The organism is Janibacter anophelis NBRC 107843, from assembly GCF_001570945.1.
Lineage (GTDB): Bacteria > Actinomycetota > Actinomycetes > Actinomycetales > Dermatophilaceae > Janibacter > Janibacter anophelis.
In genome coordinates, this window is sequence record NZ_BCSQ01000029.1 from 24,409 (window position 1) to 43,265 (window position 18,857).

Here is an 18,857-nt window from a genome sequence, read left to right on the forward strand (position 1 = left end):
ACCTTCATCCGGATCTCATGATGGGCTCACGCTGGCTTGGTGTCATTCATGACGTGGCCGGCGGGACCCCGTCGCACGACATCAGCCCCCAGGGCGAGCAGACACAGGAGCGCACGATGACGATGACGACCTTCACCCCCGACAGCTTCGCCCTCGACACCGACGAGACCACCACGACCACCGCGGCCATGGTCGCCGGCAGCCACACCGAGGCCATCGACCCGGTCCGCCTGCGCCGTGCGCTCAAGGCGTACACGACGCGCTTCGTCGCCGCGGCCATCGAGTCCTCGGCCGACGGCTACCACCTCGAGTACGGAGCGGACATCGTGCCCCGCGCCGGCGACGTCGTCCTCGCCCGCGTCACCGAGATCGGCAAGCACACCCGCCTCGAGAGCCCCGTCTCCCGGCGCCAGCTGCTCTTCCCCGGCCGCGAGATCCTCGTCGCCTACGGCGACCGCTACGCGCCCGACCAGTTCCTCGCCCACGTGCCCACCTCCCTCGAGCCGGCTGACCTCGTCGCCGGTGGCGGCCTGGCGTCCAGCGTCATCGAGATGCACGCCAAGATCGACGGCGCGACCCAGATCGAGCCGATCGGTCTGCTCGCCGACCGCGCCGGTCGCGTGACCCTGGACCGCTTCGCCCCGCTCGGCTCGACCGCCACGATCGCCAAGCCGGCCGCCGGCAAGGTCCCGGTCGTCGCCGTCTTCGGCTCGTCGATGAACTCCGGCAAGTCCACGGTCCTGGGCTCGATCGTCAACGGCTTCACCAACGCCGGCCTGCAGGTCGCTGCCGGCAAGTCCACCGGCACCGGCGCCGGCAACGACCCCCACCACTTCCGCGACGCAGGCGCCTCGACGGTCCTGGACTTCACCGACTTCGGTCACGCGACGACCTACCGTCTCGGCCACGAGCGCATCCGGGAGATCTTCGTCGACATGGTCGACGAGCTCACCGCCTCGGGGCCGGACGTCGTCATCATCGAGGTCGCCGACGGCGTCTACCAGGAGGAGACCCGCCGCCTGCTCGAGGACCCCGAGTTCCACGCCCGGGTCGAGCGGGTCGTCTTCGCCTCGCAGGACGCCCTGGGTGCCGTCGCCGGCATGCAGGTCCTCGACGAGGCCGGCGTCACCACCTCCGCAGTCTCCGGTGTCGTCACCTCCTCGCCCCTGGCGACCCGCGAGGCCGGCCAGGTCCTCGGGGTCCCGGTCATCGACACCTTCGAGCTGCGCGAGCCCGAGGTCGCGCTCGGCCTCCTCCCGAGCGACGTCTTCCGCTCGCAGGCGTCATGAGCCAGACCCTCTCGGACCGGTCCGACGACGCCGAGCAGCACGAGGCCGCCGACGTCCCGCCGATGCCCGCGCTGCTGCGCGGGCACCGGAGGGTCCTCATGGCCCTGCTCGTCGCCACGGCCTTCGCCCACGCGGCGTGTGCCGTCGGTGCAGGCCTGCTCGTCGGGGTGCTCCTCGACGACGTCGGCCAACCCGCGAGCGAGGTCCTCGCCGACCTGGGCGTCCTCGCGCTCACCGTCGCGGGCTTGGGCGTCACCCGTTACGTCGAGCGGGTCGTCGCCGAGCGCCTGGGTCAGGACTACGTCCAGCAGCTGCGCCGCGGGCTGGTCTCGCACGCGATGACCTCGGCCAAGGCGCCCTCCCTCGGCATCACGATCGCCCGCTCCACCAATGACCTCGCGAGCGTGCGCAACTGGGTCTCCCTCGGGATCGCCCCGCTCGTGGCGCTCGGCCCGCTGGTCATCGGCTCCGTCGCCGCCCTGGCGACGCTCGGCTGGCAGCTGGCGGCCGTCGTGGCCGCGCCCCTCCTCGTCCTCGCGATCGTCCTCGGTGTCGTTTCCGGTCCGGCCTTCGAGCGGGCGCGCGACCTGCGCCGCCGTCGCGGGTCCCTCGCTGCCCGGGTCGCCGACACCGTCACCGCGGCCCCGGGGATCGCCGCCGCGGGTGGCGTCGAGCGCGAGCTGCGCGCCCTGGACACCTCGAGCTCCCGCGTCGTGGACGCCGCCGTCCACCGCGCCCGCACGGCCGGACTGCTGCGAGCCGTTGCCCTCGTCGCCCCGGTCGCCGGATCCGCCGGTGCCGCGACCCTGGGCGCCTTCGGCATCGTGCCCGCCGCCTCCGTCGCCGTCGCCCTGACGATCGTCGGCATCATCGCCGGTCCCGTCGGCGACGCCGGCCGCATCGTCGAGTACCGCCAGAACCACAAGGCCGCGCGCCGGATCATCGCGCCCCTGCTTGCCGAGCGCGTCGAGGCACGCAGCGAGCCGCTCTTCGACCCCGGCGTCTCCCGTGGCGGACGGGTCGTCGTGCGCGGCCTGGGCGTCGACGGTCACGAGATGCCCGGACTGCTCGCCGAGCCCGGCGACCGCATCCTCTTCCGCGGGGCCGCGCCGCAGCACGCCCGCGAGGTCTTCACCACGCTGGCCATCCCGGGACGAGAGGGCTTCGCCAGCGTCTGCGTCGACGGCAAGGACCTGGCCCACACGGGGCCCAAGAACCGTCGCCGTCGCGTCGGGTACGCCCCTGTGGGCGCTCGCATCGAGCGCGGCACCATCGCCCGAGCGGTCCGCTACCGCCGGCCGGACCTCAGCGAGGCGGACGGTACCGCGGCCCTGGCCGCCGTCGGCCTGGCCGAGCGGGTGGCGCGCATGGACGAAGGGGAGCGGACCTCCCTTCGTCGTGGCGGGGAGCCGCTGACGCGGCAGGAGGTCGCCCGGCTCTGGGTCGCCCGCGCGACCATCGGCGAACCTGCGCTCCTGCTGCTGGAGCACGTCGACGACGACCTGGGTCCCGCCGGCCGGGAGATGCTGCGCCGTGTCCTCGCCGACTACCCGGGCGTGGTCGTCATGGCCTCGGACCGCCCGGAGGAGCTGCTCGACGAGTGGCAGGAGTGGGCCGTGCCCACCGCGGAGCCGACGCCACGGACGAAGCCGGCTCCGGTGGCTGCGATCAGCTGACCTCGGCGGGAGTGGCGAGTGCGGCCGAGGCGACCAGCGCGTCGAGCGTGGTGCGCACTGCCGGCACCTTGAGCAGGTCGTCGGTCGTCACGGCGTGGATGCGCCGGCGGCTCTGCGGGTCGAGCGGGCGGATGACGACGTCGGGGTTGGACGTGGCCGCCCGGATGAGGTCGGGGATGAGGGCGACGCCCAGCCCGGCCGCGACGAAGCCCTGGACCGCGACGTAGTCCTCGGTCTCGAAGGCGACCTTGGGCGCGAAGCCCGCGTCGTGCGCGATCTTGAGCAGGTGGCCGCGACAACGCGCGCAGCCGGCGATCCACTCGTCGTCGGTCAGGTCGGTCATCGAGACCGTCTCCTCGCCGGCGAGGCGGTGGTCGCGGGGGAGCGCGACGCGCACCTCCTCCTCGAGGAGGGGGTGGACGGCGAAGCCCTCGAGGTCCTCGCCGCGACCCAGGTCGCTGCCGTCGTAGCTGAAGGCGACCGCCAGGTCCACGTCGCCGGCGCGCAGCGCGGCGAGCGACTCGGGCGGCTCCGCCTCGGCGAACTGCACCGACAGGTCGGGGTGCTCGGCGCGCACGGCCGCGAGGGCGCGGGGCACGAGCGTGACCGAGGACGAGGGGAAGGCCATGAGGCGTACCCGACCCGAGCGCAGCCCGGCGATGGCCGCGACCTCCTCCTCGGCGGCGTCGAGGGCCGCGAGGACGGGGGCGGCGTGGCGGGCCAGGACGGCGCCGGCCTCGGTGAGCCGGACGGAGCGGCCGACCTTTTCGACAAGGACGGTCCCGGTGCGCTGCTCGAGGCGCTTGACCATCTGGGAGACGGCGGGCTGGGAGTAGCCGAGGGCCAGGGCAGCAGCGGTGAAGCTGCCCTCCTCGGCGATGGCCCGCATCACGCGCAGCCCTGCGGCGTCGATCATGGGGCCCATGGTAGGTCGGCGCCCATCCGGGTGCCCATACTGGTCGGGTGATCGAGGACATCGCGCGCGTGCTCAGTGTCGGACCGGCCCTGGTGCTCACCGGTGCCGGGATGTCGACCGCGTCCGGCATCCCCGACTACCGCGGGCCCGACGGCACGCGGCGGGTGCAGCCGATGGACTACTCCGAGTTCGTCGGCAGCAGCGGGGCACGGCAGCGCTACTGGGCGCGCAGCTTCGTCGGGTGGCGCCGATTCTCCGCAGCGCGGCCCAACGCCGCCCACCACCACGTGACCCGGCTGCAGGAGCTCGGAGCCGTGGGCCCGGTCATCACGCAGAACGTCGACGGCCTGCACCAGGCCGCGGGCACCCGTGACGTCGTCGAGCTGCACGGCAACCTCGTCGAGGTCGTGTGCCTGACCTGCGACGCGCGGGTCGACCGGCCGACGCTCGACGCACGGATGGCCGCGGACAACCCGGGATTCGACGTCGACAGCGACGAGATCCGTCCCGATGGTGACGTGCGCCTGGACAGCGTGGACGTCGAGCGCTTCCGCGCCCCGATCTGCCGCACGTGCGGGGCCGACACTCTCAAGCCCGACGTCGTCTTCTTCGGGGGATCGGTCGCCAAGCCGCTCGTGCAGCACTGCTACGACCTCGTCGACGCCGCCCCGAGCCTGCTCGTGCTCGGCAGTTCGCTGCAGGTGATGTCGGGGCTGCGCTTCGTGCGCCACGCCGCCAAGCGGGGCATCCCCGTCGCCCTGATCACCCGTGGCCCCACCCGGGGCGACGACCTCGTCGACCACCGCGTCGACGGGGAGCTGGGGGACTCCCTTCGCTCGCTCGTGGAGGCCGTGACGGCCGGGGTCACCGCAGCGCGGCCTTGACCACCTCGGGATCGGGGTTGGTGTGCACCTGCTCGCCGATGCGCACCGTCGGCACCGTCTCGTTGCCGTGGTTGACCGAGCGGACGAAGGCCGCCGAGTCCTCGTCGGCCCAGATGCTGATCCACGTCGCCTTGTCCTTGTCGCGCCCGAGCGCACCGCGCAGGCGCAGGCAGTAGACGCAGCCGGGACGCCAGTGGACGACGACGGGGTGGTCCTCGCGCCGCGCCTCCACGTCGACGTGCCGGGGGCCGCGCGCGCCGTTGAGCGGTGAGACCCACCAGGCGGCGACGAGCAGCGCCACGGTGAGGACGAGGGTCCACAGGTCCGCGCCGAGCACCAGCTGCACGAGCAGGACCAGCGCAGCGGCGAAGAAGGCGAGGGCGGACCACCAGCGGCTCATGCCGTCATCCTCCCAGAGCGCGCGGCCGCGGCGCCCGCTGCCTCTCAGAGGCGACGCAGGACCGCGGTGACCTTGCCGAGGATCGTCGCGTGGTCACCGTCGATCGGCTCGAAGGCGGGGTTGTGGGGGAGCAGCCACACGTGGCCGTCCTTGCGCTTGAAGGTCTTGACCGTCGCCTCGTTGTCGAGCATCGCCGCGACGATGTCGCCGTTGTCGGCATTGGGCTGCTGGCGCACGACGACCCAGTCGCCGTCGCAGATGGCCGCGTCGATCATCGAGTCGCCGACGACCTTGAGCAGGAAGAGCGAGCCCTCGCCGACGATCTGCTTCGGCAGGGGGAAGACGTCGTCGACGATCTCCTCGGCGGTGATCGGCACACCGGCGGCGACCTCACCGAGGACGGGCACGTAGCTGGCCTCGGGGCGGGCGTCCCCGGAGCCGGTGGGGTCGACGTCCTGGTCGTCGGCGCTGGCGCCGCCGCGCATGCCGTGCAGGTCGGCGACCTCGGCGGTCGGGGTGGCATCGCCGTCGGGGGAGATGACCTCGATGGCGCGCGGCCGGTTGGGGTCGCGGCGCAGGTAGCCCTTGCGCTCGAGGGAGGAGAGCTGGTGGGCGACGGAACTGGGGGAGGTGAGGCCGACGAGCTCACCGATCTCGCGCAGGCTCGGCGGGTAGCCGCGGGTCGCGACGGCGTTGCGGATGACCTCGAGGACCTTGCGCTGGCGAACCGTCAGGCCGTCACCGGTGTCGCGCTCGGGCAGCTGGTGGATGTTGTCCTGCGCGCCCGCTGCGCCGTCGTCCCGACCCTTGCCGCTCATCTCTCGACCCCTTCGTCCGTGTCCGCGAGGCACCGTTGTCGGTGGTCGCTGGTCAACTTCTCGGTGTGACCGACAGTAGGCCGATCGAACAGGCATTTCAAACATCTGTTCGAGCGTGTCCTTGATTTCTTTCGAACACCCGTGCTAGACATCGTACAGACGTTCTATCGAACACCGGTTCGACGGAATCGCCACCGAGGAGGACCGCATGACCGCTCTCACCGCCACCCCGATCCGCATCGACGCACCGGCGCGCTCGCGCCACCTCGTCTCCGTGCCGACCGGTGACGCAGTCGTCGCGCGCCCGTTGGCCCGCACCCGCCTGACCCGGCGCGGCCGCCTGGCCATCACGACCTCCGTCGTCGCGGCGGCGAGCGTCGCCGGTGCGACCTTCGCCTTCGGCGGCACCGCCGTCTCCCCGCAGGAGGTCACCGTGCAGAGCGGCCAGACGCTCACCTCGATCGCGGCCAACGAGCTGCCCGGCGTCCCGACGCAGGAGGCCATCACCCGGATCCAGCTGGAAAACGGGCTGTCGACGACCCACGTGCACGCGGGCCAGACGCTGACGATCCCGGCGCCCTGACCCCCTTCGTCCGGCGCCTCCCAAGGTGTCGGGCGCACCTGACCTCCCGAGCCATCGACCCGGCTCGGGCCGGCCATCGGCCGTCTCCACCCCGTGTGGAGGCGGCCGATGTGCCGTTCACCGAGCGTTTCATTTCGGGACTTGCGTCGGGCGCCACAGAGGCGTCTAATGGTCACTACATCTAGTGGTTACACGGTTGTCATTCGTCCACATCTAGTGCACAGGCTGACGGCAGTTGTCCACAGGCGAAGGGGGTTCATCCCCAGTTTCGTCCACCGGATGGTCCACAAGCAGCACCGGTTCGAGCCGTAGAGAGCGAAGGGAGAGGCCGTGCACTGCCCGTTCTGCCGTCACACCGACTCCCGAGTCATCGACAGCCGCACCACCGACGACGGCAGCGCCATCCGGCGTCGCCGCCAGTGCCCGGAGTGCAGCCGTCGGTTCACGACGCTCGAGAGCGCGAGCCTGACGGTGACCAAGCGCTCCGGTGCTGCCGAGCCGTTCAGCCGGGCCAAGGTGCTCGCCGGTGTCCGCAAGGCCTGCCAGGGCCGTCCGGTCACCGAGGACCAGCTCGCCCTCCTCGCCCAGCGCGTGGAGGAGAGCATCCGAGCGCAGGGGAGTGCGGAGATCGACGCCCACGAGGTGGGCATGGCGATCCTGCCGCCGCTGCGTGACCTCGACGAGGTGGCGTACCTGCGCTTCGCCTCCGTCTACCAGTCCTTCGACTCCCTGGAGGACTTCGAGTCGGCGATCGCGACCCTGCGTCGCGAGCACGCCGAGACCACCACCTAGACCCCGGGTGCCGGCACGCGAGTGGGCTGTCGGTACCCGGTGACACCTTGGAACCACCAGCCCCACCGCTGACGTCGAGCACCACAGCACATCGAGCACACACCGCACCACCCGTCATCACGGATCGAGGAGAAGAGCATGACCGAGACCGCCGGCAAGCCGAGCACGCGTCGCGGGTCCCGCACCAAGGGCCTGACGATCGAGCGGATCCACACCACCGAGGGCGTCCACCCCTACGACGAGGTCACCTGGGAGAAGCGTGACGTCGTCCAGCAGAACTGGAAGACCGGCGAGACGATCTTCGAGCAGCGTGGTGTCGAGTTCCCCGACTTCTGGTCGGTCAACGCCTCGACGATCGTCACGACGAAGTACTTCCGCGGTGCCGTGGGGTCCCCCGAGCGTGAGGCGGGTCTGAAGCAGCTCATCGACCGTGTCGTGCTCACCTACGTCAAGGCGGGCAAGGAGCACGGCTACTTCGCGACGGACACCGATGCTGAGGTCTTCGAGCACGAGCTGACCTACGCCCTGCTCCACCAGATCTTCAGCTTCAACTCCCCGGTGTGGTTCAACGTCGGCACGGCCAGCCCGCAGCAGGTCAGCGCCTGCTTCATCCTCTCGGTCGACGACTCGATGGACTCGATCCTCAACTGGTACAAGGAGGAGGGCTTCATCTTCAAGGGCGGCTCCGGCGCCGGCCTGAACCTCTCCCGCATCCGCTCCTCCAAGGAGCTGCTCTCCTCCGGCGGCACGGCCTCCGGCCCGGTCTCCTTCATGCGTGGTGCCGACGCCTCCGCGGGCACCATCAAGTCCGGTGGCGCGACCCGCCGCGCGGCGAAGATGGTCGTCCTGGACGTCGACCACCCCGACATCGAGGAGTTCGTCGAGACCAAGGCGCGCGAGGAGGACAAGATCCGCGCGCTGCGTGACGCCGGCTTCGACATGGACCTCGGCGGTGCAGACATCACCTCGGTCCAGTACCAGAACGCGAACAACTCGGTGCGCGTCACCGACGAGTTCATGCGTGCGGTCGACGAGGGCACCGAGTTCGGACTGACCTCCCGCAAGGACGGGTCGGTCATCGAGACCGTCGACGCCCGCGAGCTCATGGGCAAGATCGCCAAGGCCGCGTGGGAGTGCGCCGACCCGGGCATCCAGTACGACGGCACGATCAACGACTGGCACACCAACCCGGAGACCGGTCGGATCACCGCGTCCAACCCGTGCAGCGAGTACATGTCGCTCGACAACTCCTCGTGCAACCTCGCCTCGCTCAACCTGCTGAAGTTCCTCGGGGACGACGACACCTTCGACGCCGCGCGTTTCCAGGCGGTCGCCGAGCTCGTCATCACGGCGATGGACATCTCCATCTGCTTCGCGGACTTCCCGACCGAGTCGATCGGTGCGACCACCCGTGACTACCGCCAGCTGGGCATCGGCTACGCCAACCTCGGCGCGCTGCTCATGGCGACCGGGCACGGCTACGACTCCGACGGTGGCCGTGCGCTGGCCGCGTCGATCACCTCGCTCCTGACCGGTGCGTCGTACAAGCGCTCCGCCGAGCTGGCCGGGATCGTCGGGGCGTACAACGGCTACGCCCGCAACGCGGATGCCCACAAGCGCGTCATGCGCAAGCACCAGGCGGCCAACGACCAGATCCGCACGATGCACACGATGGACAAGGACATCCACGCCTACGCCACCAAGGCGTGGGACGCGGTCGTCAAGGTCGGGGAGAAGAACGGCTACCGCAACGCGCAGGCGTCGGTGCTCGCCCCCACCGGCACCATCGGCTTCATGATGGACTGCGACACCACGGGCATCGAGCCGGACTTCTCGCTCGTGAAGTTCAAGAAGCTCGTCGGCGGCGGCTCCATGCAGATCGTCAACCTGACGATCCCGCGTGCGCTGAAGAAGCTCGGCTACACCGAGGAGACCATCGAGGCGATCGTCGAGTTCATCGCCGACAAGGGTCACGTCATCGACGCCCCGGGCCTGAAGCCGGAGCATTACGAGGTCTTCGACACCGCCATGGGTGCGCGCGCGATCGCCCCGATGGGTCACGTGCGGATGATGGCCGCGGTGCAGCCCTTCCTCTCCGGTGCCATCTCCAAGACGGTCAACCTGCCGGAGTCGGCCACGGTCGAGGAGATCGAGGACGTCTACATGCAGGGCTGGAAGCTCGGCCTGAAGGCGCTCGCGGTCTACCGCGACAACTGCAAGGTCGGCCAGCCGCTGTCCGATGGTGGGTCCACCGCCAAGGACGCCAAGGCCGGTGCCGAGGCTGCTGCGGCCGCGACCGCGGAGAAGGTCGTCGAGTACCGCCCGTTGCGTCGTCGCCTGCCGAAGCGTCGCACCTCGCAGACCACGAGCTTCGCCGTCGGTGGGGCCGAGGGTTACCTGACCGCCGGTACCTACGAGGACGGCGAGCTGGGCGAGATCTTCCTGAAGTTCGGCAAGCAGGGCTCGACCCTGGCCGGTCTGATGGACGCGTTCTCCATCGCGATCTCGATCGCGCTGCAGCACGGTGTGCCGCTGGAGACCTACGTCGAGAAGTTCACCAACCTGCGCTTCGAGCCGGCCGGTATGACGGACGACCCGGACGTGCGGATGGCGCAGTCGATCATGGACTACGTCTTCCGTCGCCTGGCGCTGGACTACCTGGACTTCGACACGCGGTCCTTCATGGGGATCCACACCGCGGAGGAGCGGGCCCGTCAGCTCGAGACCGGGTCGTACGAGGCAACGTCCTCGGACGACGACGAGGACTACGACGACGACAACTACTCCCAGGGCGTCCCCACCACGGAGGCCAAGGAGGCCAAGCCGGCCGCCAAGGAGGAGAGCGTCGTCACCGACCAGTCCGGTGCCGGTGCCGCGTCGGCCCGTGAGGCCGACGCCACCGTCCACTCCTCGGCTGAGCTGCTCGAGAAGTTCCAGGGCAAGACCGCCGATGCCCCCATGTGCATGACCTGCGGGACCAAGATGCGCCCCGCCGGCTCCTGCTACGTCTGCGAGGGCTGCGGCTCGACCAGCGGGTGCAGCTGATCTGAGTAGGTGACGAAGGGGGAGGGGCTGGCCGATCCGGTCGGCCCCTCCCTCCACATCACCAACCGTGCGGTCAGGGATATCCACATTTCGGCCTGATGTCGGAGTGGGTCCTGGCCTTGCACCAACCGCCCTGCCAAGTTTGATGACCACAGCCACTCCTTTGCCGGTGGCACCCGGATCGGTGAGACAGGAACCCCGAGATGACTGAGCAACACCCTCCCGCCTTCGAGTTCATCGACCTGTTCGCGGGCATCGGTGGGCTGCGAATCGGCCTCGAGTCCATCGGTGGTGAGTGTGTGTTCTCGTCCGAGTGGGACAAGTTCGCGCAGCAGACCTACGAGGCGTGGCACGGGGAACGTCCGGCCGGAGACATCACCCAGATCGATCCCCACTCGGTCCCTGACCACGACATCCTCGCGGCGGGATTCCCGTGCCAGCCCTTTTCCATCGCCGGAGTCTCGAAGAAGATTTCGTTGGGGCGGGCCCACGGCTTCGCGGACGTCAAGCAGGGCAACCTCTTCTTCGCTCTCGCGGACGTCGTCCGAGCCAAGAAGCCGTCCGTTCTCCTGCTGGAGAACGTGAAGAACCTTCGCTCTCACGACCGCGGCAAGACCTGGGAGGTCATCCAGGAGACGCTGGACAAGCTCGGTTATGAGGTCCACGCCCAGATCATCGACGCTGCCGGTTGGGTGCCTCAGCACCGCGAGCGGATCTTCATCGTCGGATTCCGCCGCGACATCTTCAGCGATGTGTTCCCGGAGGGCGTCCCGTTCGAGTTCCCGACGGGTGAGGGTGGCCACCAGCTGCAGGAGATCCTCGAGGAGGATGTCGATTCGAAGTACACACTCAGCAACAAGCTGTGGGCGTACCTGCAGAACTATGCGCTGAAGCACAAGGCCAAGGGGAATGGCTTCGGCTTCGGTCTTCCTGCACTCGACGGGATCAGTCGTACGTTGTCGGCGCGCTATCACAAGGACGGGTCGGAGATCTTGATTCGTCAGGGAGATGGGCGGAACCCTCGTCGCCTCACGCCCTTGGAGGCGGGGCGGTTGATGGGGTTCCCGGTGGACGATCCGAAGTACGGGATCGTCGTGTCAGACACGCAGGCATACCGCCAGTTCGGTAATGCCGTGGTCCCCAAGGTGGCCAGTGCTGTCGCTCGTCAGATCGAGATCGTCAACGAACTGGCGGCCGACGCCGGAACCGACTGGAAGTCCACGATGGGGGCGGACGAGGATGAGCTCGCCGCGAGCTGAACGGATCGTTGCAGCCGCGCTGGATGCCGGCGGAGCGTTCCTGAAGGTGGTGCAGCCGAACGACGTCGGGGTCACTGGCGGTCATCAGAAGGGCTTTCACCTCAGCAAGCGGGTGTGGTCCTACTTCACCCCTCAGGAGCCCGAGAGAGGGATCAACCACAACCACCCGATCCAGGTCGAGTGGGCCAACGGGACGGTCACCAACTCGATCATCAAGTGGTACGGCACGGGCACTCGGTCCGAGTACCGCATGACGTCCTTCAACCGAATCCGGAACTTTCCCTACCTGTCGCCGGAACGGCTGGGGGGCGTCCTCGTCCTGGTCGCGCGTTCGGGCGCTCCTTGGTACGCCGACATCTTTGAGAGCGATGTCGATGTCGAGCATGTGACGGCAGCACTGGGCGTCAGCCTTGATGATTCGTCATGGGCTCTGTTCTCGGCGGCGGGTCGGGATGCCCGCAGCAGTGAGTCCACAGACGAGTGCGAGCGCACCGCATTCGACGCCGAGGCAGATCGACTCGCGGCCTTCCCGCCGACGCGAGTCATGTCGCGCACGGCCCAAGAGATCGTGGCCAGCTGCTGGCGTGGTTCGCCGGAGTCGGCGGATGATCTGTTGCTGCACCTCGTCCGAGCCGAGTACGACCTGTTCAAGGCTGTGGAGCGACGTCTGGTGATGTCCGAGATCGCTCATGGGTTCGACTCAGTCGATGAATTCGTCCGGACGGCTGGGACCATCACGAACCGGAGGAAGTCCCGGGCTGGCCATGCCCTGGAGAACCACTTCGAGCACATTCTCGAGCAGAGCGGGATTCCGTTCGAGTCCCAGCCGATCATCGACGAAACCAAACCCGACATCCTCATCCCCGGCGCCAAGGAGTACTACGACACCACCTTCGATGTGAATGGGCTTCGCTTGGTGGGTGTCAAGACCACGTGCAAGGACCGCTGGCGTCAAGTGCTGAGCGAAGGGAGGCGGCGGGGTCTGCCCCGCTTCATCCTGACACTGCAGAAGGGCGTCTCGAGCCAGCAGATGCGCGAGATGCGTGGTCACGATCTGAGGCTGGTGGTTCCGCAACCGTTGCACGAGCACTTCGCCCCCGACGACCGCCGGTACCTCCTGACGGTTGGTGACTTCTTGGCCCATGCCTGAGCAGCCTCCGGTCTCCAGTGAGTCCGTCCGACGCCGATTTTCGCGTCAGAAGCGTGCCGACACGCGTCCCGAGATGGAACTGAGGCGGGAACTCCATCGTCGCGGGCTGCGGTATCGCGTGGGCTATCCCGTCCCGGGCCTGCCTCGGCGATCCATCGACATCGCCTTTCCCAGCGCCAAAATCGCGGTGCTGGTCGACGGGTGCTTCTGGCATGCCTGTCCGGATCACTACGTCCCGCCGAGTTCGAACGCTGCTTGGTGGGACGACAAGATCAAGAGGAACGTGGCCCGCGATCGTGAGACGGACGCACAGCTGGACGATCAGGGCTGGGAGGTGCTCCGGTGCTGGGAGCATGAGTCGGCGACGGACGCGGCGGACAGGGTGATGGAGGTGGTTGCTGGACGTCGCGCCGGCCCCAAGGTCCTTCCTACCCAGTCAGACTCTTGACGAGCTCTCGCGCATCTTCCACGGACAGGTAACTCAGGTCCTTGTAGCCAAAGGACAGGGTCATCTCCATCATCAGGCTCTTCGCCTTCTCTGCGGCCCCCGGCCCCCACGCAGCCACTTGATCCAGGACGGCAACCCGCAACGCGGGCACCGCGCCGGCATCACGGTCGAAGACATGCAGGACGATGTCTTCATTGCTCAAGGCCACTCTGAGGTGGTGCCACTCATCGTCGCTCCCTTCTTCAGAGGGCGACCCGTGGGTCAGTTCTGCCAACCACCACAGCCTGGCGATGCCGTGCCTGATCAGACGTCCGCTGGTTGCAGTGCCCGCCTTCAGGAGCCAACGGTCAGTCAACCGTCCACGCCAATTGCGGCTCCCTTCCAATGGCCACCGGTCGGACAGGTAGCCACGGAAGGGACCGAGCGCCAGCCACGTCCACAGGCGCGCGTCTGAACCAGCGACGAGAGGCATCGCCCCGAGAGACAGGTACAGGGCCTGGGCGTTCTTGAACTCTGACTGAGCTCTTTCGCCGCTGACCGCGAGGCGCGGCAAACCACCTGTCTCGAAAGGCAGGGCCATCGTGGTTTCCGGAAGAGCCATCAGGCGGTCGGCTTCCAGGAAGAACGTGGGGACATCGGCGGCCTCCTCCGCCAGGACGCCAAGCTCGGCAAGGGCATCCCAAGTGAAGCACCGCGGTTCGGCGACTTCAGTCATCGAAAGCTCCCATCGAAGTGAGTTGCTTGAAGGCGGCCGCGATCGGGTCTTCGAGAATGGCCTGCGCGATCTCGATGGAGTCCCGACCGCCCAACTTCTTGTCCTCGATGATCTGGGAGATGGTCGTGCGCCACCCCCCGGGAGTGGGTGCGGGGCCATCTGAGCGCTTCAGCTCTTCGAGTGCATGCATGAGTGCCGGGACCACGACTGTGGACATCTGAATCGTCGGTGCAAATCCGCTGGCAAAGTCGTCGTACACCTTCGGTGGGAAGGAGACCTCGACGAACTCGTCACCGCTTGTGTTGACCTTGACGAAACGCTTGTTGTCGCTTCTCCTGACGAAGCGGAAACACGATTCCAAGGGAGGGCTCATGGGGTCGTACTTCTTCTTGGCATCAAAGGAGAAGGTTCCACCGTTGGCCAAGAGGTCGCCCTTGCCGATCTCGAAGACGGCCTGCCCGTAGTCATGGTGCTGGCGGGAGAAGCTGAATGCGGGCATGACCTCGGTGGCCAGCGAAGTGACGAAGACAGTGACCAATCCGTCGAGTTGCTGGTGGTCTAGGACGGCTGAGTATCTGACGACGTCCGGGGTGAGCGGAGTTGACTCCAGCTGGAGTTGCCCGTTGCGCATCGTTGCAGAGCACTTCCACCGGGCAGCAATGTCGGCGCCACCGTTCTCGAGCAGCCATCGCAGGTCGGGGTCGTCGCAGCGGACGTCGAACATGATGCTCACATGGTCGACTCCGACATCGATCGTCGGATTGAGGACCAAGAACTCCGATGAGACGTCATCGCTCCCGTCGAGCACAGGGTGCGGGTATGAACCTCGGCTCGCCATCACTTGACCCCCAATCGGTAGTGGCGTCCTGTGTTGAACTCCAACTCGATGTGATTCGGGACGCCAGCGATGAGTGTCAGATCCTTGATCGTCATGCCGGAGAACTTCAAGTCCTGCCACTGCTCACCATCACGAATCCTGGCCGCCACGATGGTCAGGTCATGTGTCTCCGGACTTCCCCCGGCGCCCAGCGGAGCCAAGGTCACGGAACCAGCGGTGTTCTCCTTCGGTACCAAGATCAGCTTCGAGACCTTTGAACCTGCGGGCGCAAAGCTCCTGAATTCAACGTCGCCGGCGCGAATCTTGCCGGTCCCGTCACCCGGCTTGCCCTGACCCTCGAGGTCGCCGCCGGCTGACTTGCGCTCCGCATCCCCTCCGGAGTCGCGTCCCTTCGTGGCATCGTCAGGTCCGCCCGAGACGGCTGGGCGACTGACGGTCAATCGTCGAGGCCCTTGGTCGCTCACCTGGACGCCGTACTCCGCGGACGGACTGCCAACACGGCTGGCCGACTCGACTTCAGTGGGGTCACCACTCGGCCTGCTTCGTCCATCCGCTCGCACGTCGCTCATGGGCGCGCCGTTGGCGGGTAGGAATCTCTCGAGCCCCTTGACCTTTGTGGCCGAGGCCATGTCGTTGGCAAATCGCTTTCGCAGTTCGTCGCGAACGAAGCCCTTGAGCTTGTTGACCAGCCCTGCGTCGGATCGGCGACCATGGGAGTTCCACTTGTTGTGCTCGGGGGGCTCGATGTCCCTGAGTCTGGAGTTGCCCGGTTCATCGGGGACGACCAGAACGGCAGCGTAAGGCGCGGGGATCTGGTGGCGAAAGTGATCGATCGTCATCAGGGGCTTGCGCATCGTCACGGTTCCGAGCGCATGGTCCAAGGTGTCGTCCTCGTAGATGTACAACCGCACCAGCCCGAGATCCGGAAAGGTCGTCTCGACCGGTTCAGATTCCATTGCCCGGAAGAAGGGCAGCGTCTTGTCCCGCAGTTCGGGGGAGGACACCAAGACGTCGCGCAGAGTCTCCGCGTTGAGAGTCCACGAGGAGGTAGGGGTCTCACCGCTGACGGTGAGGCGGCCGGCCGCGATCGCTGCAAAGAAGTTCGCCGCGACGGCTTCCTTGATGCGATTGAGCATCGGGTCGTTGGTGGCGTCGCTGTACCCCATGATGAGCACGTCGGTGCCGGGCTCGGTTCGCGCCGGCAGGCTGGGTAGCGCTGGGTGATTCCTTGGATAACTGAAGTCGTCCGCGATGGAACGATCGGTGAAGTAGCCCGAGCCCACTCTCCACTTGTCGTCGCCGTCCTTGTGAGAGGCAAGCCGCGCGAGGCCGGCAAGGATGACGTCGGGATCATCCACCCTTCGAGTTCGGTAGAAGACGGTGGACAGATTCGATGCCATTGGGCCGACGGCAGAGCCGATGCCGAAGGAGCCTCCGCGGCCGCTCTCGCTCGACGATGCACCGGAGCCGCGCGTGAGGATGCTGAGCGGTGACTGCTGGTCCTCGATCTTCTCGGTACCGCCCAACCCAACAGTGCCGAAGTCGCTGATGGACAGAACCCACTGCCGAGGTTCATGTGTGGCTTCCAGAGATTCCTTCAGACGTGACGACCCCTGGAGGTCTCCTGCGGCCTCAACCGAGGCTTTCAGGGAAGAACGCAGCCCCTCAAGGTCAGGGATCTCTTTTGTCTCCACATGGGTGAGTTGAAACGTGACATGGACCGAATCTGCGTCTCTGTGCTTGGCGTCGAGCGAGTTCTGGATGCACTCCCGAGCAACCGCGTCGCTGTAGTCGCGCCCAGTGAAGAACTCCTCGGATGCGTTGTGGGGGCCTTGATATCCGGCTCGACCTGCGAGCTCGAAGTGAAAGCCGAAGTCACTCATCGAACGAGACCTTTCGTCGCGACTGCGTGTCAGGGTCGAACTTGGCACGACACTCTCGCAGTTCATCCTCGATTGGTGCGAAGAGGCGCTCCACGTCTTCTGATTCGAAGTCGTAGTTCTTGCGGTTCGAGAGGTTGCCGAGAAGGTTGATCTCCTTGATGAGTCGATCGCCGCGCGCCTGCGCCAGTCGGCGAAATCGCTGATGCTTGGACTCGTTCACGACGCCTCCATGGCTAGATATCCGAAATATAGCGGATATCTTGGCCGCGTCAAGCAGCATTGTGGCCGAAGGAGCGTCGGGCTCGCTTGTCGCACCCGACTGCAATCATGGACGCATGTTCGAAGAAGAGCTGGCCGTGGTGGAGGAGTCCTTCCGGGGACTGGGGCGGGCACGGGAAGGGGTGAGTGTGCGTGGGGGCCGCGCTGACAGCGAGGAAGTGACCGAGGTCCTGCTGGCGACCGAGCGCCTGCGGCGGGTGGCTGATGCGCTCGAGTTGGCCGTGGTCGGTGAAGCCTCGAGGTGGGGTGAGGAGCGCGGTCCGGATGGGCTCTACCGGCCGGTGCAGCTGCCGAGGGGGCAGGTGGCGGAGTTCGCGCCGGAGGCGGTGGCCGCGGCGACGCACATGGGCACGTGGGCGGCGGGGGACCGGTGCGAGTTGGCTGCTCGCGCGGTCACGGACCTGAAGCCGTTGGCTGATCTGGTTGCGGAGGGCCGCATCCCGGTGCGCACGGTGAAGCTGATCGCGAAGGAGACCCGCAAGGCCAGTCCAGCGGCGGTCGCGGCAGTGCTGGAGCACCTGCTCGCGCAGGTGCGTGGCAAGCCGGGCAGCATCCGGATCGCTGACTTCGAGGACCGGGAGCTGCGCAAGGCCACCCGACGGATCATCGAGCGCGTGGAGCCGGAGTTGTTGGCGGACAAAGCCGCTCGCAACCGTGAGGAACAGCTGGATGTGCGCTTCGCGTCCGGTCCGGTCGGGTGTAGCGACATGTACGCGACGTTGCCGAGCGAAGCCGCGGCCGCACTGAAGGAAGCGATCGAGGCTGCCGCGCTGCTGCTGCGTCAGGACGATCCGGAGATGACCACGGGCGTCTCTCGCGCGCACGCTCTCGCGGATCTGGCGCTGCGGGGGGTGGAGGTCAGCGCCAGCGTGCGCCTCGGTGTGCCGATCATCGTCTCCGCCGCCTCCCGGTTGACCTTTGCCCCCTTCGAAGGGGGCAAGTCAGGCGGTCCCGCATCGCACCCCGCCCGAAGCCCGGGCGACTCGACCCTGGGCGAGGATCTGCACGGACCGACGTCGCGGGAGGGCCGGTTCGTCACGGGCGAGGGCGCCGACGCGGTGGACGTGATCCCGGAGGAGTGGGCCGGGGGCGCGATCACCTCCCAGGTCCCGGCTACCTGCGGGCCGGGTGGTCAGGCGACGTGGACCAGCGGGTGCGAGGTCCCCGGAGTCGGGTTCATCCCCGCAGACGTGGTCTCGGCGCTGGTCTCGAACGTCAACACCCGTGTCTCTCGCGCCCTGTTGGACGCGCGCACCGGGGTGCTGGTCGAGACGAGCAACCCGCGGTACGTGGTGCCTGACTCGATGCGGGAGTTCATCGCCACCCGGGACGGGACGTGCCGGATGTGGGGCTGTACCCGCAGGACGATGCGCGCGGGTCCCAGTGAGACCAACATCGACATCGACCACGCCACCGCGTGGCCCGCGGGGGAGACCACGCCGGGCAACCTGTCGGGGCTGTGTCGTCACCACCACCGGATGAAGCAGACCCCTGGCTGGAAGCACACCCTGACCCCAGAGGGCGTCAGCGAATGGACCAGCCCGGACGGGATCATCAAGACCAGCTACCCCGAGCAGTGGGTCCACACGGACGACGAAGATCAGGAGACGCCCGAGACCGCTCCCGCCTCGCCCCCCGTGGAGGGGGCAAGCGACCTAACGGCAGAGGTCGAGGAGCGGGAGGTCGAAGAGGGGGTGGAGGAGCAGGAGGTGGAGTTGTTTGCGCCGCCCTTCTGACCCATGGCTGTCCTCAGCCGGTCCTAGGCTCACTTCAAATCACCAAATGCGCGACGGAGGGAGACTGCCGTGCGCCTGCTCCTGACCTCCGCCGGTGTCCGCAACCGCACGATCCACGACCGGCTCGTCGAGCTGCTCGACAAGCC

The 18,857-nt window shown here is 67.7% G+C and carries 17 protein-coding genes; 10 read left to right on the forward strand and 7 right to left on the reverse strand.

Annotated elements, in window-relative coordinates; genetic code table 11:
- Nucleotides 1-53: 53 nt before the first annotated feature.
- Both JAN01S_RS09350 and JAN01S_RS09355 read left to right on the forward strand, forming a co-directional pair.
- A complete protein-coding gene (locus JAN01S_RS09350; protein WP_244884798.1) occupies nucleotides 54-1,289 on the forward strand; it encodes a P-loop NTPase family protein in 1,236 nt (411 codons plus the stop codon).
- Entirely contained in the window at nucleotides 1,286-2,965 is a 1,680-nt protein-coding gene (locus JAN01S_RS09355; protein ID WP_068317061.1) for an ABC transporter transmembrane domain-containing protein, read from the forward strand. The genes JAN01S_RS09350 and JAN01S_RS09355 overlap by 4 nt, the downstream gene beginning before the upstream one ends.
- Here JAN01S_RS09355 and JAN01S_RS09360 read toward each other — a convergent pair.
- Nucleotides 2,958-3,881 (reverse strand): LysR family transcriptional regulator, encoded by a 924-nt coding sequence (locus JAN01S_RS09360; RefSeq protein ID WP_068317120.1) that lies wholly within the window; start codon nucleotides 3,879-3,881, stop codon nucleotides 2,958-2,960. The two genes, JAN01S_RS09355 and JAN01S_RS09360, sit on opposite strands and share 8 nt — an antisense overlap.
- Before the next feature lie 47 nt (nucleotides 3,882-3,928).
- On the opposite strand from JAN01S_RS09360, the gene JAN01S_RS09365 reads away from it, so the two are divergent.
- Nucleotides 3,929-4,765 carry an NAD-dependent protein deacetylase gene (locus JAN01S_RS09365; protein WP_068317064.1) on the forward strand — a complete coding sequence of 279 codons (837 nt, stop codon included), beginning with the start codon at nucleotides 3,929-3,931 and terminating at the stop codon, nucleotides 4,763-4,765.
- Here the strand turns inward: JAN01S_RS09365 and JAN01S_RS16645 are convergent.
- Together JAN01S_RS16645 and lexA are read right to left on the reverse strand one after the other, a co-directional pair.
- The gene (locus JAN01S_RS16645) at nucleotides 4,746-5,165 is read right to left on the reverse strand and encodes a glutaredoxin family protein (protein ID WP_084360139.1); all 420 of its coding nucleotides are present in this window, start codon (nucleotides 5,163-5,165) and stop codon (nucleotides 4,746-4,748) included. The genes JAN01S_RS09365 and JAN01S_RS16645 overlap by 20 nt on opposite strands.
- A 44-nt stretch (nucleotides 5,166-5,209) precedes the next feature.
- Nucleotides 5,210-5,983 (reverse strand): transcriptional repressor LexA, encoded by a 774-nt coding sequence (gene lexA, locus JAN01S_RS09375; protein ID WP_068317067.1) that lies wholly within the window; start codon nucleotides 5,981-5,983, stop codon nucleotides 5,210-5,212.
- Nucleotides 5,984-6,191: 208 nt separating this feature from the next.
- Here lexA and JAN01S_RS09380 point away from each other — a divergent pair, with 208 nt between their 5' ends.
- The 6 genes from JAN01S_RS09380 (at nucleotide 6,192) to JAN01S_RS09405 (ending at nucleotide 13,260) form a co-directional block, all read left to right on the forward strand.
- Complete coding sequence (locus JAN01S_RS09380) at nucleotides 6,192-6,566, forward strand: LysM peptidoglycan-binding domain-containing protein (protein WP_068317070.1); 375 nt, start codon at nucleotides 6,192-6,194, stop codon at nucleotides 6,564-6,566.
- A gap of 330 nt (nucleotides 6,567-6,896) precedes the next feature.
- Nucleotides 6,897-7,358 carry a transcriptional regulator NrdR gene (gene nrdR, locus JAN01S_RS09385; protein ID WP_068317073.1) on the forward strand — a complete coding sequence of 154 codons (462 nt, stop codon included), beginning with the start codon at nucleotides 6,897-6,899 and terminating at the stop codon, nucleotides 7,356-7,358.
- 138 nt (nucleotides 7,359-7,496) lie between these two features.
- Nucleotides 7,497-10,403, forward strand: a complete 2,907-nt coding sequence (locus JAN01S_RS09390) for a vitamin B12-dependent ribonucleotide reductase (protein WP_068317076.1) — start codon at nucleotides 7,497-7,499, stop codon at nucleotides 10,401-10,403.
- A gap of 203 nt (nucleotides 10,404-10,606) precedes the next feature.
- Entirely contained in the window at nucleotides 10,607-11,662 is a 1,056-nt protein-coding gene (dcm, locus tag JAN01S_RS09395; protein WP_068317079.1) for a DNA (cytosine-5-)-methyltransferase, read from the forward strand.
- Entirely contained in the window at nucleotides 11,643-12,812 is a 1,170-nt protein-coding gene (locus JAN01S_RS09400) for a type II restriction endonuclease (RefSeq protein ID WP_068317082.1), read from the forward strand. Before dcm ends, JAN01S_RS09400 begins: the two co-directional genes overlap by 20 nt.
- Entirely contained in the window at nucleotides 12,805-13,260 is a 456-nt protein-coding gene (locus JAN01S_RS09405; protein WP_068317085.1) for a very short patch repair endonuclease, read from the forward strand. The genes JAN01S_RS09400 and JAN01S_RS09405 overlap by 8 nt, the downstream gene beginning before the upstream one ends.
- Here JAN01S_RS09405 and JAN01S_RS09410 read toward each other — a convergent pair.
- The 4 genes from JAN01S_RS09410 to JAN01S_RS09425 are packed head-to-tail and all read right to left on the reverse strand — an operon-like array spanning nucleotide 13,241 to nucleotide 16,916.
- Nucleotides 13,241-13,975 (reverse strand): DUF6339 family protein, encoded by a 735-nt coding sequence (locus JAN01S_RS09410; protein WP_068317089.1) that lies wholly within the window; start codon nucleotides 13,973-13,975, stop codon nucleotides 13,241-13,243. The two genes, JAN01S_RS09405 and JAN01S_RS09410, sit on opposite strands and share 20 nt — an antisense overlap.
- A complete protein-coding gene (locus JAN01S_RS09415; RefSeq protein WP_068317092.1) occupies nucleotides 13,968-14,783 on the reverse strand; it encodes a hypothetical protein in 816 nt (271 codons plus the stop codon). Before JAN01S_RS09415 ends, JAN01S_RS09410 begins: the two co-directional genes overlap by 8 nt.
- Nucleotides 14,784-14,812: 29 nt before the next feature.
- Nucleotides 14,813-16,696, reverse strand: coding sequence for a hypothetical protein (locus JAN01S_RS09420; RefSeq protein WP_068317095.1), 1,884 nt, complete (start codon nucleotides 16,694-16,696; stop codon nucleotides 14,813-14,815).
- Complete coding sequence (locus JAN01S_RS09425) at nucleotides 16,689-16,916, reverse strand: hypothetical protein (RefSeq protein WP_068317098.1); 228 nt, start codon at nucleotides 16,914-16,916, stop codon at nucleotides 16,689-16,691. Before JAN01S_RS09425 ends, JAN01S_RS09420 begins: the two co-directional genes overlap by 8 nt.
- A gap of 115 nt (nucleotides 16,917-17,031) precedes the next feature.
- Here JAN01S_RS09425 and JAN01S_RS09430 point away from each other — a divergent pair, with 115 nt between their 5' ends.
- Entirely contained in the window at nucleotides 17,032-18,711 is a 1,680-nt protein-coding gene (locus JAN01S_RS09430; RefSeq protein ID WP_068317103.1) for an HNH endonuclease signature motif containing protein, read from the forward strand.
- Nucleotides 18,712-18,857 lie beyond the last annotated feature (146 nt).

Bases quoted from the DNA above. Each gene is read 5' to 3' on its own strand.
- JAN01S_RS09355 (WP_068317061.1), top strand. From the start codon at position 1,286: ATGAGCCAGACCCTCTCGGACCGGTCCGACGACGCCGAGCAGCACGAG.
- JAN01S_RS09360 (WP_068317120.1), bottom strand. From the start codon at position 3,881: ATGATCGACGCCGCAGGGCTGCGCGTGATGCGGGCCATCGCCGAGGAG.
- JAN01S_RS16645 (WP_084360139.1), bottom strand. From the start codon at position 5,165: ATGAGCCGCTGGTGGTCCGCCCTCGCCTTCTTCGCCGCTGCGCTGGTC.
- lexA (WP_068317067.1), bottom strand. From the start codon at position 5,983: ATGAGCGGCAAGGGTCGGGACGACGGCGCAGCGGGCGCGCAGGACAAC.
- JAN01S_RS09380 (WP_068317070.1), top strand. From the start codon at position 6,192: ATGACCGCTCTCACCGCCACCCCGATCCGCATCGACGCACCGGCGCGC.
- JAN01S_RS09390 (WP_068317076.1), top strand. From the start codon at position 7,497: ATGACCGAGACCGCCGGCAAGCCGAGCACGCGTCGCGGGTCCCGCACC.
- dcm (WP_068317079.1), top strand. From the start codon at position 10,607: ATGACTGAGCAACACCCTCCCGCCTTCGAGTTCATCGACCTGTTCGCG.
- JAN01S_RS09400 (WP_068317082.1), top strand. From the start codon at position 11,643: ATGAGCTCGCCGCGAGCTGAACGGATCGTTGCAGCCGCGCTGGATGCC.
- JAN01S_RS09405 (WP_068317085.1), top strand. From the start codon at position 12,805: ATGCCTGAGCAGCCTCCGGTCTCCAGTGAGTCCGTCCGACGCCGATTT.
- JAN01S_RS09410 (WP_068317089.1), bottom strand. From the start codon at position 13,975: ATGACTGAAGTCGCCGAACCGCGGTGCTTCACTTGGGATGCCCTTGCC.
- JAN01S_RS09420 (WP_068317095.1), bottom strand. From the start codon at position 16,696: ATGAGTGACTTCGGCTTTCACTTCGAGCTCGCAGGTCGAGCCGGATAT.
- JAN01S_RS09430 (WP_068317103.1), top strand. From the start codon at position 17,032: ATGTTCGAAGAAGAGCTGGCCGTGGTGGAGGAGTCCTTCCGGGGACTG.